General features: G+C 65.5%; 12 protein-coding genes. 2 read left to right on the top strand and 10 right to left on the bottom strand.

What is annotated here, in order from left to right; genetic code table 11:
* Positions 1-26 precede the first annotated feature (26 nt).
* Complete coding sequence (locus HNO53_RS07090) at positions 27-644, top strand: TetR family transcriptional regulator (protein WP_209477357.1); 618 nt, start codon at positions 27-29, stop codon at positions 642-644.
* Positions 645-647: 3 nt separating this feature from the next.
* Here the strand turns inward: HNO53_RS07090 and HNO53_RS07085 are convergent, their stop codons facing one another.
* The 7 genes from HNO53_RS07085 to HNO53_RS07055 all read right to left on the bottom strand — a co-directional run bounded on the left by HNO53_RS07085 (position 648) and on the right by HNO53_RS07055 (position 9,141).
* On the bottom strand, positions 648-1,340 hold the full coding sequence (locus HNO53_RS07085) for a hypothetical protein (protein WP_209477355.1): 693 nt from the start codon (positions 1,338-1,340) through the stop codon (positions 648-650).
* Between the two features lie 140 nt (positions 1,341-1,480).
* A complete protein-coding gene (locus HNO53_RS07080; RefSeq protein WP_209477353.1) occupies positions 1,481-4,651 on the bottom strand; it encodes an efflux RND transporter permease subunit in 3,171 nt (1,056 codons plus the stop codon).
* Positions 4,648-5,931, bottom strand: coding sequence for an efflux RND transporter periplasmic adaptor subunit (locus tag HNO53_RS07075; RefSeq protein WP_209477351.1), 1,284 nt, complete (start codon positions 5,929-5,931; stop codon positions 4,648-4,650). Before HNO53_RS07075 ends, HNO53_RS07080 begins: the two co-directional genes overlap by 4 nt.
* 85 nt (positions 5,932-6,016) lie before the next feature.
* Positions 6,017-6,424: a hypothetical protein gene (locus tag HNO53_RS07070; RefSeq protein WP_209477349.1), complete on the bottom strand. Its 408-nt coding sequence runs from the start codon at positions 6,422-6,424 to the stop codon at positions 6,017-6,019.
* 127 nt (positions 6,425-6,551) lie between these two features.
* Complete coding sequence (locus HNO53_RS07065; RefSeq protein WP_209477347.1) at positions 6,552-7,544, bottom strand: lipid A deacylase LpxR family protein; 993 nt, start codon at positions 7,542-7,544, stop codon at positions 6,552-6,554.
* 115 nt (positions 7,545-7,659) lie between these two features.
* Entirely contained in the window at positions 7,660-8,502 is an 843-nt protein-coding gene (locus HNO53_RS07060; protein ID WP_209477346.1) for a fructosamine kinase family protein, read from the bottom strand.
* A gap of 132 nt (positions 8,503-8,634) precedes the next feature.
* The gene (locus HNO53_RS07055) at positions 8,635-9,141 is read right to left on the bottom strand and encodes a fasciclin domain-containing protein (protein ID WP_209477344.1); all 507 of its coding nucleotides are present in this window, start codon (positions 9,139-9,141) and stop codon (positions 8,635-8,637) included.
* A gap of 239 nt (positions 9,142-9,380) precedes the next feature.
* Between HNO53_RS07055 and HNO53_RS07050 the strand changes: the two genes are divergently transcribed.
* Complete coding sequence (locus HNO53_RS07050) at positions 9,381-9,692, top strand: YqfO family protein (protein ID WP_209477342.1); 312 nt, start codon at positions 9,381-9,383, stop codon at positions 9,690-9,692.
* Positions 9,693-9,744: 52 nt separating this feature from the next.
* On the opposite strand, the gene HNO53_RS07045 is transcribed toward HNO53_RS07050, so the two are convergent.
* The 3 genes from HNO53_RS07045 to dctP form a co-directional block, all read right to left on the bottom strand.
* A complete protein-coding gene (locus tag HNO53_RS07045) occupies positions 9,745-11,040 on the bottom strand; it encodes a TRAP transporter large permease (RefSeq protein WP_209477340.1) in 1,296 nt (431 codons plus the stop codon).
* On the bottom strand, positions 11,040-11,567 hold the full coding sequence (locus tag HNO53_RS07040; RefSeq protein ID WP_209477338.1) for a TRAP transporter small permease: 528 nt from the start codon (positions 11,565-11,567) through the stop codon (positions 11,040-11,042). The genes HNO53_RS07045 and HNO53_RS07040 overlap by 1 nt, the downstream gene beginning before the upstream one ends.
* Positions 11,568-11,635: 68 nt before the next feature.
* Positions 11,636-12,646, bottom strand: coding sequence for a TRAP transporter substrate-binding protein DctP (gene dctP, locus HNO53_RS07035; protein ID WP_209477336.1), 1,011 nt, complete (start codon positions 12,644-12,646; stop codon positions 11,636-11,638).
* Positions 12,647-12,695: the final 49 nt, after the last annotated feature.

The following is a 12,695-nucleotide window of genomic DNA, read 5'->3' as shown; positions in this document are numbered from 1 at the left end:
GACAGTGTCGAGGAGAACCGCCCCACATGGCCCGACGTACCAAAGCAGAAGCCGCCGCCACACGCGAAGCCCTGCTCGATGCCGCCGAGGCTGTCTTCCTCGAACGAGGTGTGGCCCGCACCTCACTGGAGCAGATTGCTCGCGAGGCCGGCATGACCCGTGGTGCCGTCTACTGGCACTTCAAGGACAAGGCCGACCTGTTCCAGGCCATGCTGCAACGGGTGCGCATGCCGTTCGAGGAGTTGGTCGAGGAGATCGGCGATCCGGAACTCGCCAACAAGCCGCTGGAAGCCATCCGTCGCGCCTGCCAGAGCGGCTTCGCACGCCTCGAGCAGCCGCGCTATCGACGCGTGCACGCCATCCTGATTCATCATTGCGAGACTTTCGCCGAGATCGACCCCTTGGCGATGCAGAACGAGATGGCCGAGGAGGCTTGTGGCGCGCTGCTCGGCTACTTCACCAGCGCCGCCCGGATGGGCCATCTTCGCCAGGACCTTTCCCCGGAAGTGGCCGCCAGGTTGCTGCAGGCCATTCTCGGCGGCCTGTTTCACGACTGGCTGCGCAACTACGAGCAATTCTCGCTGCGCGAGCGCGGCACGCTGCTCGTCGAAACCCAACTGGAACTGCTGCGCGCCAAGCACTGAGCGTTACAGCGGTGCCTCGGCGCCTCCATGACTCGCCCCGCCACGGCCATGCGCGAGCCGCAGCCGGCTCAGGTGCACGCGCGCCTCGCAGTAGCGGCTCTCCGCCACGCTGCGGTAGGCGCCCTCCTTCGCCACGAACTTGACCAGGACCCGGCGCTCCCCGGGATGGGGCAAGTCACCGGGCTTGGCGTGAAGGCGCACCTCACACTCGGGGTCGTCGACCAGCGTGGCCGTGGCCCAGCCCTGCGCATCGGGTGCGGCGCGCACCTGTACGACTTCCCCCAGCAGGCAGCACGGCTGCGACTGTGCCAACCGGTGGAAGCGGCGCTGCAGTGCATGACACAAGCTTGCCGCCAGCGGCGAGGCGAGAACGAAGGCCGCCCATAGAACCGCCACGCCCACGGGGATACGAAACAGCCCCAGCGGCAGCCAGCGCAGCACCAGCAGCTCTATCGCCAGGGTCACGGCGCCAGCCAGCGCTAGCAGCACACTCAGCGCAAAGGAGACCGGCACGCCGGCGAAGCCCAGGGCCACCATGGTGCTGGCCAGATGGTCCCCCTTCAGGCTGTCGCGGGCGAACAGCGCCAGCGGTGCCAGGCGCAGCAGCACCAGCAGCCAGTAGAGCAACACCAATGGCAGCAAAGCAGTGAAGACGACGACGGGAAAACTCAGGGCAATCTGACGTACGGCTTCCATGGCGGCCTCCTCGCGGGTAGCGCTCGACTCACCTTCAGCCTAGCCCAAGCCGCTCTGGGCAGGGCTAGCTCCCAGACCATGAAAAAGGGCGCCACCTTACCGGTGGCGCCCTGTGGCCGCGCAGTGCAATTGCCTGTCGCTCAGGTGTGCTCGTTCGCGGCCTCGTGCTGACCTCTCAGTTGGTAGCGAAGCCAGTCGGAGACACGCGCGATCACGGCGTAGAAACTCGGTACGAACAGGCTGCCGAGCACCGCCACCGAGGCCATGCCCACCGCCACGGTGGTACCGATATGGTGGCTGCTGACGTCGCTCGCCCCGCTGGCAAGTGCCAGCGGCAGGGTGCCGAAGATGAACGCCAACGAGGTCATCACGATCGGTCGGAAGCGCAGCTCCGCCGCGGTGATGGCCGCCTCGCGGATCGACTTGCCCTGCTCCTTGCGCTGCAGTTCGGCGAATTCGACGATCAGGATGGCATTCTTGGCCGCCAAGCCCACCACCACCAACATGCCGATCTCTACGTAGACGCTGGTATCGAGCCCGCGCAGCACGATGCCGCCGATGCCGCCAAGGAAGGCAAAGGGCGTCGCAGTGAGCACCGCCAGCGGCAGCGACCAGCTCTCGTACTGCGCCGCCAGGATTAGGAACACCATCAGAATGCCGAAGACGATGGCCAGCGTCGCGGTATTGCCCAGTTGGCTCTCCTGGTAGGCGGTGCCGGTCCAGCCCATGCCCCAGCCGCCGCCGAGGGTCTCCTCGACGATCTCCTCCATGGCGGCGATCGCCTGACCGGAGCTGTAGCCCGGCGCGGGGCCGCCCTGGAACTGCGCCCCCAGGTAGACGCCGAAGCGCGACACCACCGCCGGCTTGGCCTGGCGCTCCAGGGTGACGAATTCCGAAAGCGGAATCCGCTCGCCATCGCCGCCACGTACGTAGACGCTGCTGACGTCATCAGGCGTCCTGCGGAACTCGTCCTCGTTCTGCAGGTAGACCTGGAAGTTGCGATTCTGATAGCTGAAGAAATTTACGAAGCCGTTGCCGAAGGTATTCGACAGGGTGGCGTTCAGGTCTTCCAGTGCCACGCCGTAGCTCAGCGCCTTCTGCTGGTCGATCTCGGCGCGATAGCCTGGCACGTTGACGTTGAAGGTGGTGAATACCCGCTGTAGGGCCGGGTGCTGATTGGCTGCCTGCATCACCTTTACCGAGGCCTGGAACAGCTCCTGCGGCGAGGCTCCCTCGAAGGACTGCAGGTAGCCTTCGAAGCCCCCCGTGGTGGAGAGCCCCATGATCGGCGGCACGTTGAACGCCATGGCCGAACCGCCGGGAATCTGGGCGCCCAGCTGCATCACCCGTCCCACCAGTTCGGTCGCGGTCAGTTCACGTTCGTCCCACGGCTCCATGTTGATGAACATGATCCCCCGCGCGGTGTTGACCGAGCTCGAGAGGATGTCGTAGCCGGCCACGGCAGTGGAATACTGCACCCCGGGCACCTCTTGGATGCGTGAGCTGAGCTCGTCCATGTAACTCTGGGTACGCGCCAGGGAGGCGGAGTCGGGCAGCTGGACGCTGGCCAGCACGATGCCCTGGTCGGTCTCGGGGACCAGGGTCGCCGGTGCAACCTGGTAGAGCCACCAGGAAGCGCCGATGACCAGCCCGGTAAGCAGCAGCGCCAGCCCCCAGAAGCGCACCAGCAGCTTGACCAGCCACATGTAGGCGGCGGTAACGCCGGCAAACAGGCGATCGAACAGCCGCAGCGGCGTGTTGAGCGCCCGCATCAGCTTGGACTGCCCCACTCCCTTGGGCTTGTGCTTGATGAAGATGGCCGAGAGCGCCGGCGTGAAGGTCAGCGCCATCAGCGCCGAGAAGGCGACCGAGACGGCGACCGTGATGGCGAACTGCTGGTAGATCTGACCGGTGAAGCCCCCCAGGAAGGCCACCGGCACGAACACCGCCGCCATGATCAGCGAGGTGGCGATGACCGGGCCGCCCACCTCCCGCATGGCACGGATGGTGGCCTGGGTCACGGTGATCTCGTCGTCCTCGCTGAGCACCCGTTCGACGTTTTCCACCACCAGGATGGCATCGTCGACCACGATGCCGATGGAGAGTACCAGCGCAAACAGCGTCAACAGGTTGATCGAAAAGCCGAACAGGTAGAAGCCGGCGAAGGTGGCCAGCACCGAGACCGGCACCACCGACATGGCGATCACCGTGAAGCGCCAGTTCTGCAGGAAGATGAACAGGATCACACCGACGATCAGGAAGGCCTCGATGAAGACGTGGGTCACGGTATCCACCGAGGCGCCGATGAACAGCGTGGTGTCGTAGGGCACCACGTATTCAAGCCCGGGAGGGAAACGCGTCTCCAGGTCGGCCATGGTGGCCTGCACCGCCCGCGCCGTCTCCAGCGCATTGGCGCCCGGCTGCTGGTTGATGATGATCGGTGTCATGGTGGCGCCGTTCAGCCGCGCCTGCACGCCGTAGTAGGAGGCCCCCAGCTCGATGCGCGCCACGTCGTCCAGGCGCAACGCCGAGCCGTCGGGGTTGGTGCGCAGGAAGATGTCGCGGAAGTCTTCGACGTCGTTGAGTCGCCCGCCGGCGGTAATGGTATAGGTAAAGGCACGCGGGTCGCGCTGCGGCGTGGCCGCCAGATTGCCTGCCGGCACCTCGGTATTCTGGGCGCGAATGGCCCGTGCCACTTCGGTGGGGGTCAGGTCGTACTGGGCCAGCTTGTCGGGGTCCATCCACACGCGCATGGCAAACTCGCCGCCGCCCAGCACCGAGGCCTCGCCCACGCCGGGCACTTGGCGCAGCTCGTCGAGGATGTTCAGCGTGGCATAGTTCTGCATGAACACGTTGTTGTAGTCGCCCTGCGGCGAAATCAGCGCCACCAGCATCAGGATCGAGCTGCTGCGCAGCTCCACCGTGACGCCCTGGGCCTGCACCGCCTCGGGCAGACGCGACAGCGCACCCTGCACCCGGTTGTTGACGTTGATGGTGTTGATATCGCCGTCGGTGCCGATGTCGAACGCCACGTTCAGACTCATGGAGCCGTTGTCGGCGCTGGTCGAAGTCATGTAGAGCATGTCCTCGACGCCGTTGATCGCCTCGGCCAGCGGGGCCGCCACCGTCTGGGCGACCGTCTCGGCATCGGCCCCGGGAAACTGCGCCTGCACCGACACCGTGGGCGGCACCACGCTGGGATACTGCTCGATGGGCAGTACCCGCATGCTGACCACCCCCATCACGGTGAGGATAATCGCCAGCACCGTGGCGAAAATCGGCCGCTTGATGAAGAAGTTGGAGAAATTCATGCGTCGTCCTCGCCGCCTTCAGCGGCTTCCCCCTCCGGCATGGCCTCGGCGGCGCCCCCTTCCGGCATGGCCTCGGCGGCCTCGCGCTGGGCCTCGGCCTCGGCCTGCTCGACTTCCTCGACCAGCGCCTGGGCGTTGCCTTCGAAGGGCCGTGGGTCGATGGGCGTGCCGGGTTCGATGCCGGCCGGATCACCCACCACTACCCGCTCACCGGGCTCCAGGCCGCCACGGATGATCTGCCACGGCCCGGCCACTTCGCCCAGCTCCACGGTTCGGGCACGCGCCGTGTCGTCTTCGTCGAGCACGAACACCTGCGGCCCCATCAGGCCCTGAGACACGGCGATCTCGGGTACCGCGAGCACATCGAAACGCTTGAGCCCCTCGAGGCTGACGCGTGCGAACTGGCCGGGCAGCACCTGAGAGTCGGGGTTGGGAAACGTGGCACTGGCCTGCACCGTGCTGGTGCGTTCGTCTACTCGCGAGCCAAGGAAATCGAGCTGACCCTCCAGGCTCCGGGCGGCCGCACCACTGCCGCCGGGAACGCTCAGCGTGGCGCGAATCGATTCGCCCGACCGGCTCCTCAGCTGCTGACGCAGTTCGAGGGCGTCACGCTGTGGCAACTGGAAGCGCACCTCCAACGGATCCAGCGGCGTGATGGTGGCCAGTACCGAGCCTGGGCTGACCAGGTTGCCGACGTTGATCTGGGCCAGGCCGATCGCGCCCGATACCGGCGCGGTGACCTCGGCGTACTCGAGATCGATCCGCGAACTCGCCAGCGCCGCCTCGGCCTGGGCCACGGCGGCGCGTGCCACGCCCAGCTCCGCGCGCGCCTGGTCGACCTGCTGCTGGCTCACCGAGTTCTGGTTCAGCAGACGTTCGAAGCGCTGGGCATCGCGCTGGGCGCGGGACAGTTCGGCCTGGGCGCTCTGCAGGTTGGCCTCGTTCTGATTTACCGCCGCCTGATAGACATCCGGCTCGATGGAGAAGAGACGCTGACCTCGTTCGACCTGTTCACCGGGCTCGAAATGGCGCTCCTCCAAGGTTCCCGTGATACGGGCCACGAGGGTGACCTCGTCGTCGCTACGCAGCAGCGATGGGTAGGATTTCTCCAGCGCGATGTCCTGGCGCTCGATCGCTACGACCTCGATGGGGTGCGGTTGACGCTCCGGGGCAGCCTGCTGCTGCGCTTGCGTGTTCTCCTCCTGACCACAGGCGGCCAGCAACAGACCGGCGGCCAACGCCACCAGGGCGGCCCGGCCGAGACGAGATGTGCTTTTCATGATGTGCGTCGTTTCCGTTGATGCATCAAAGATCGACGAATTTTACATTCATGCATGTATGGATGTAAATCGAATGAAGGAAAGCTCAGTCGCCACGCGGCCGGCTGCGCAGGATACGTCCCTCGGGATGGACCTCGATCCGACCGCCGCTGCCAGAGCCCACTACGTCATCGCGCCACATGTTGCCACGCTCCCGCGGAACCGGCGGTGACGGCCGTGGCGGCGCCGCCGGCGATGACGCATGGCCCCAGTCGTAGTACGGTTCGAACAGCACTCCGGGCAGTTCTATAAGGAACGAGGGATCACGCTGCCTGCGCTGGCGCCAGTGCTCACGATGCCAGGCAAAGGGTTGAAGGACCGGCTGCCAGGCGGGAGACGCCGGCATGTGGCGAGACTCCCCCGGCGCAGCCCAGGCCGGCGCATTCACGGCAAGCCACCCCATCAACACGAGCGCGCCACAGCCGACTCGCCGAAGCGCAAACAGGTCGTTCATCGTCTTGCCCTCCCCGCCGATCGTCATGATCGAATACTTTTGACGGTCAGGCTTTCCAGTATAGGCAGGCCAGCGCCAGAGACTGGCCGAGACAGTCGCGAGCGGCCCGCCCGTGCAAGAACTCGGCTCACAGCCGGTAGCTCAGCGACAGCGCGCCGTGCACGGTGCTCCTCTCCTGCTCGTCGAACTCCTTGCTGCGCCACACGTGCGCCAGGCTCACTTCCCACCTTTCCCAGGTCAACGCCAACCCCAGCACGGCATCGCCGACCCACTCGCGACGCTCGACCGAGTGGCTGTCGCGCACGGTATTGCCGTCCAGCAGCAGGTTATGCGCCACGTAGCGCCCCTGTAGCGCGGCGAACAGGTGCCAGCCACTGCCGGGCGACCTCGAAACCTGCCGGTAGCCACCCTGCTCCACACCCAAGGAGGGCCAACCCATGGCATTGTCCAGTCCTTCTCCGAGGCGCAGGCCGTACCCCGCCCCGGCCTGAACGAGAAGGTTGCCGAGGGAGGCCGAAACCCCGGGACCATGCTGTATCTCCAACTGCCCCAGCGCCTGACGATGCCACCAGTGACGACGATAGGAGGCGTTGAGGATGGGCTCGTTGCCCAACTGATGGGCCCAGCCGCGAGGCCGTTGGCTTTCGACAAAACGATGCACTTCGCGCTGGACGCTGTCGGCTGCCGCGATCGGCCCCACCACGCCGAGGTCGAGCTGCAACGCCTCTTCGCGCTGCCAGGCGCCAGGTAGCGGCTCGCGGCCATATAGGGTCAGGCCGCCCAGCACCAGGCCGGCGTAGGGGCGGTCGTCTTCGATGAGATCACGCCGCGCTACCTCTACCGGCGTATACATGCGATAGCTCAGGTGATAGCTCAACGCATCGACCTGATCCAGCCAGCCGTCCGGAAGCCCCCCGGCGATATGCCGAGACCAGTGCTCGGGGGAAGTCGGTCGCGTCCACATGAGCTGCGCACCGGCCGTATAGTTGTCGTCGTCCCTGCTGACCATGCCGTCGTTGTCTATCTGCAACGTGATGGTACCCGGCGCTGACAGGGCCGGCGGCGTTGCCAGCCAGAGAATGGCGCACACGCCGACGAGACCGCCCATATTTCGGATCATGCCTAAACTCCTCTTCCTTGAGCGAGCTAATGAATAAACATACCCGAGTGTATGTGCTGGGCGGCAAAAGCGCCAAATTTGTGAACGAACATTTGAATGACCCGGCGTGGCCGGATCATCCTCCTTCGACACGAGCAAGCGCCCGCTCGACGCCACTCCGATAACCGCCCCCGAACAACAGGAGGTGATTGAGCAGCGGGTAGAGCTGGAACAGCGCTTCGCGCCGTGGCCAGTCGTGCGGGGTATTGCCATCCCAGTAGGCTTCGAAGAACGCTTCGCCGGGAGAGCCAAACAGCGTCAGCATGGCCAGGTCCACGTCCGGGTAGTGCCGATACACCGCCGGATCGATGACTGCCGGTCCCTGCGGGGTGTACAGCACGTTGCCCGACCACAGGTCTCCGTGCAGCAGGCTCGCCGGTGCCTCGGGCAGCCAGTCCTCCAGGGTTTCCGCCAGCACCTCGATGCGGCTGCGCAGCCGTGCATCCATCAGCCCGCGCTCGTGGCAGGCCTTGGCCAATGGCAACAGGCGGCGCTCGCGCTGAAAGGCACGCCCATCGGCGAGTGGCGCGTTGGACTGGGGCGTGCGACCGCAGGCGTTGTCCCGCGACCAGCCATGTTCGACGGCGGTATGCGAATGCAGCTGGCGCAGGCCTTCCCCCAGCACCTCTGCGGAACACGACGAGCGGGAGCCAGCCTCGTCGAAGGCCTGCATCACCAGCCAACCGTCGCCCAGCGCCAGCACCTCGGGTACCAGTAGCGAAGTTTCGGCCTCGCGCAGGGCCTGCAGACCATCCGCTTCGCCTGCCAGGCGCTCCGCATCGTCGCGTTTGACGACCACCGTTCCCTGGGATGTTTCCAGGCGGTAGACGGCAGCGATATCGCCGCCTCCCAGCGGGTGCAGCCCGCCCACGGGGGAGAGTTCCTGAGCTTCCAGCAGTGCGGAGAGTGCTCGGTCCATGGTTTCCTCCTTGGCCGCTCGGACCCGATGACAACCGTCATGGAAACCATGCCATGCCCCAGGGCGTGGCCCAAGCCCACATCAAAAAGCCACCCCGTGGGGTGGCTAGAGGGACACAGCGATGCTGCCCTGTCACTCGGGTAGCAATACGCTATCGATCACGTGAATCACCCCGTTGCTGGCCTCGATGTCGGCCTGAACCACATTGGCATCATTGATCATCACGCTACCGTCCATGGTAGTGATGCTGATGTCCTGGCCCTGGACGGTCGTGGCGCTATCCAGTCCCATCGCATCCTCGGCCATGACCTTGCCCGCCACCACGTGGTAGGTCAGCACGGCCTGGAGCTGCTCACGGTTCTCGGGCTCGAGCAGGCTCTCCACGGTACCCTCGGGGAGGTTGGCAAAGGCCTCATCGGTGGGGGCAAACACCGTGAAAGGCCCTTCGCCCTTGAGGGTCTCCACCAGGCCCGCCGCCTCCAGCGCAGCCGCCAGGGTCTCGAACTGACCAGCCGCCACGGCGGTGTCGACGATGTCCTTCTGATCACCATGGTGATCGGCCTGTACGGCGCCTGCCAACACGGCACCCAACATGCCTGCTCCCACCCAACTGACGGCTACTCGTTGAAACGTCTTCATTGGTGCATTCCTCGCAGGTGAACGATAGAGGCTCGAGCTCGGTCCGACCCAAACCTTATACAGACATTAATACTTGTATATATATTGAACAAGTATTTTTTGGGCCAAGTTTCTGCCTGGCCGCTGCCTCGAGACGGGCTGACGCGACTTTCCCGCTATGGCAAAAAGGGAATGCAAGATCGTGAACACCCCCTGCCTGGCGATGCCGGCCAGGCGAGAATCGTGACAGGGAGAAAACGATGTACAAGCTTGCCTTCTACGTTCCGCTCGAAGATGCCGAAGCGGTCAAGGAAGCCGTCTTCGCCAGCGGTGCCGGGCGCATCGGCGACTATGAGGCGTGCTGCTTCGAGACCCGCGGCACCGGCCAGTTTCGCCCGTTGGACGGCGCCAACCCGCATATCGGCGAGGTCGGCGACCTGGAAAAGGTGGAGGAGGTGAAGGTGGAACTGGTGTGCGAGGACGCCCTGATCCACGACGCCCTGGCGGCCCTCAGGCGCGCCCATCCCTACGAGGAGCCGGCCTACGACGTCTGGCGCCTGGCCGACCTATGAATGATGACGCCACGGACCCTGGGCCCGTGGCGTCATTCGCCAGGCGACCGACCTAGAGGAAGCCCAGCAGACGCGGCAGGAACAGCGACAGCTCGGGCACGAAGGTGGTGATCAGCATCACCGGGATACCCACGAAGGCGATCAGCTGCAGCGCCGGCGCGAAGGTCTTGTGGATCGATACCCGACCGATGCGACAGGCCATGTAGAGGATCGGCGCCACCGGCGGGCTGTTGGCACCGATCACCACCGAGCAAGCGACGATGGCGCCGAAGTGCACCGGATGAATGCCGGTATCCACCATCAGCGGCAAAAACAGCGGAGCCACGACCACCGTCACCGAGACGTCGTCGAGGATGGCGCCGGCCACAATCAGGAAGACATTCACCGCGATCAGGATCAGCAAGGGGTTCTGGATCAGGGTGGTGATCAGTTCGGTGAGGTCCTGTGGCACGCGCTCGAAGGCCAGGATGCGGCCGATCATGAAGGAGAACAGCAGGATCAGGATGATCGAGCCGGTGGTCTCCGAGGCGGCAATCACGCTGCGCGAGAAGTGCTTGAGCGACTGGTCGCGGTAGACCAGAAAGCCGATGACGATGGCCGCGAAGGCCGCCACGGCCGCCGCCTCGGTGGGCGTGAAGACGCCGCCGTAGATGCCACCCAGGATAATGAACGGCAGGCTCAGCGCCGGCAACGCCCGCCAGGTGGCCCGCCCCTTGGAGGGTGCCTGGCCGTTGGCCAGTCCCTCGCTGGCAACCTCCTGGAAGAGCCGTCCCGCAGCAAAGCGGTTGGCTAGTATGAGCCCGGCGATCAGCAGCAATGCCGGCCCCACCGTGGCCGCGAACAGCGCCGCCACCGACTGTCGCGTCACCACCGCGAAGAGGATCATGGTGATGGAAGGCGGAATCAGGATGCCCAGCAGCGAGGAGATGCCGAGCAGCGCCGAGGAGTAGCCGCGAGGATAGCCGCGCTGCTCCAGCGGGCCGATCATGATGGTGCCGATGGAGGCCACCGCCGCAGTGGCGGTACCGGCGATGGCCCCGAACACTCCGGAGGCCAGCACCATGGAGGCACCCATTCCCCCACGGCGCTTGCCGACCAAGGTCTCGATGAAGGTCACCAGGCGGCTGGCGATGCCGCCGCTCTGCATCAGGTAACCCGTCAGCACGAACAGCGGCAGGGCGATCAGGATCACCGAATCCACCGAGCGGAAGCCCTGCATCATCAGGGTGTCGAGGTTGGCGTCGTAGGCCATGGCCAGGTAGGCCAGCACCCCGGCAAAGGACCAGGCGACGGGCACGCCCAGTCCCATCAGGAGCAGCAGCAGCAGGATCGCGAACAAGCCTTCCATCACGACTCCTCCCCGGACATCGCATAGCCCGGGCGGGCATCGCGCAGTGCCGCGATCCCCTGCCAGACATCGCGCAGTGCGTAGCAGAAGCAGCCGACGCTGGCGAGCATGATGGCCGCCTGGGAGACCCACAGCGGGATCGACAGCTCGGGGGTGTGCTGGGGCCGCTCGATGCCCCAGGCCAGCATGCGCTGGGCCCAGTCGACAAAGCAGGCGCTGATGATGGCCACGATCACCGCTACCAGGGTCTTATGCAGTGCCTTGAGGCGCACGTCGCGCAGCTGCAGTTCGAGAAAGTCCACCACCAGGTGTTCGCCACGCCGGCTGGCGATCAGCGCACCGGTCATGTAGAGCCACATGCCGGCGAGCATGACCAGCTCCAGGGTGCCGACCAGCGACCAGCCGAAGACGTAGCGTGCCAGGATCAGGAAGAGCATCAGCCCGACGACGAGCAGGCTCGTCACGAAGGCGACGGCGTTGAGCAGCCAGCCGACCTTCTCGTCCAGGGCCTTGAAGAAGGGTTGCATGAGAGGGCCCTCACAACGGTGACGCCGACCCGGGAGACGGGCCGGCGTCAGGGTTCAGCAGGAGAACGTCACAGCGGGGTGGCGTTGGCGCGGATGGTGTCCATGATTTCGGTACCCAGCTCCTCCTCCATGAGCGGCCAGACCTGCTCGCGGGCACGGCGGGCGAAGTCCTCGAGGGTCTCCTCGGGCAGGGCGAAGTACTCCATGCCGTCTTCCTGAGCCTTGGCGATGTAGTGCTCGTCGCGCTCGCGGGCGTCGACGAACTGCTGCTCCATGACCTCGCGGGCCGCCTCGCTGACCACCTCTTGGTGCGCCTCGCTCAGGCGCTCGTAGGAGTCCATGTTCATGGTCAGGATGCCGGTCATGAAGAAGTGTTTGGTGTGGACGTAGTAGTCCAGGGTGTCGTTGAAGTACTCGTAGGGCCAGTAGATGACGTTGCCCGCCTCGCCGTCCACCACGCCGGTCTGCAGGGCGGTGTAGACCTCGCCCCAGTCGATGGCGGCGGTCTGGTAGCCCAGCGCCTGCATGGTCTGCGGAGCCGGGAAGACGGTCATGGTGCGCACCGTCAGGCCATCGGCCTCCTCGACGCTGAGCGCGTACTCGCCCCGGGAGGCCACGCCGTTGAAACCCTCGGGCCAAGGACCGAAGAACTTCAGGCCGATGTCGGCGAAGATGCCGCCGAGCAGCTCGTTGACCCAGCCACCCGGGCCGTAGGCCTCGATGGCCTCGTCCCAGGAGAGCGTCATGTAGGGGGTATAGATGACCCCGATGCGCTTGTCGTAGGAGGTCATAGGCCAACTGAGCATCATGTCGATGCCGCCGGCCACCAGCAGGTCGAAGACCTCCTGCTGGCCGCCCAGCTCGTTCTGGTAATAGACCTCGACCTCGAGCTCTCCGCCCGACTTCTCCTCGATCAGTCGGCTCCACTCGTCGAGGGTATCGCCGGCCGGCGAGCCCTGGGTACCGGAGTCGGTGGCCAGGCGCAGAGTGGCGGCTTCGGCGGCCAGGGCGCTGCCTACCAGGCAGGCCCCGAGAGTCAGAGCGCTAAGGCGTGGCAGGAACTTGCGGGTCGCAAACATCTTGGCTCTCTCGGTTGTTGTGGTTGGCAGGCCAATATGTACTGAGCCG

Origin of the sequence: Billgrantia antri (assembly GCF_017868935.1) — a bacterium.
Taxonomy (GTDB): Bacteria; Pseudomonadota; Gammaproteobacteria; order Pseudomonadales; family Halomonadaceae; genus Halomonas; species Halomonas antri.
The sequence above is the reverse complement of the archived record's forward strand: the minus strand, read 5'-3'. Positions and strand labels throughout refer to the sequence as shown.

Excerpts from the sequence above, each read along its gene's own strand:
- HNO53_RS07070 (WP_209477349.1), bottom strand. The coding sequence starts at position 6,424 with ATGAACGACCTGTTTGCGCTTCGGCGAGTCGGCTGTGGCGCGCTCGTG.
- HNO53_RS07060 (WP_209477346.1), bottom strand. The coding sequence starts at position 8,502 with ATGGACCGAGCACTCTCCGCACTGCTGGAAGCTCAGGAACTCTCCCCC.
- dctP (WP_209477336.1), bottom strand. The coding sequence starts at position 12,646 with ATGTTTGCGACCCGCAAGTTCCTGCCACGCCTTAGCGCTCTGACTCTC.
- HNO53_RS07075 (WP_209477351.1), bottom strand. The coding sequence starts at position 5,931 with ATGAAAAGCACATCTCGTCTCGGCCGGGCCGCCCTGGTGGCGTTGGCC.
- HNO53_RS07055 (WP_209477344.1), bottom strand. The coding sequence starts at position 9,141 with ATGAAGACGTTTCAACGAGTAGCCGTCAGTTGGGTGGGAGCAGGCATG.
- HNO53_RS07050 (WP_209477342.1), top strand. The coding sequence starts at position 9,381 with ATGTACAAGCTTGCCTTCTACGTTCCGCTCGAAGATGCCGAAGCGGTC.
- HNO53_RS07065 (WP_209477347.1), bottom strand. The coding sequence starts at position 7,544 with ATGATCCGAAATATGGGCGGTCTCGTCGGCGTGTGCGCCATTCTCTGG.
- HNO53_RS07080 (WP_209477353.1), bottom strand. The coding sequence starts at position 4,651 with ATGAATTTCTCCAACTTCTTCATCAAGCGGCCGATTTTCGCCACGGTG.
- HNO53_RS07090 (WP_209477357.1), top strand. The coding sequence starts at position 27 with ATGGCCCGACGTACCAAAGCAGAAGCCGCCGCCACACGCGAAGCCCTG.
- HNO53_RS07045 (WP_209477340.1), bottom strand. The coding sequence starts at position 11,040 with ATGGAAGGCTTGTTCGCGATCCTGCTGCTGCTGCTCCTGATGGGACTG.
- HNO53_RS07085 (WP_209477355.1), bottom strand. The coding sequence starts at position 1,340 with ATGGAAGCCGTACGTCAGATTGCCCTGAGTTTTCCCGTCGTCGTCTTC.
- HNO53_RS07040 (WP_209477338.1), bottom strand. The coding sequence starts at position 11,567 with ATGCAACCCTTCTTCAAGGCCCTGGACGAGAAGGTCGGCTGGCTGCTC.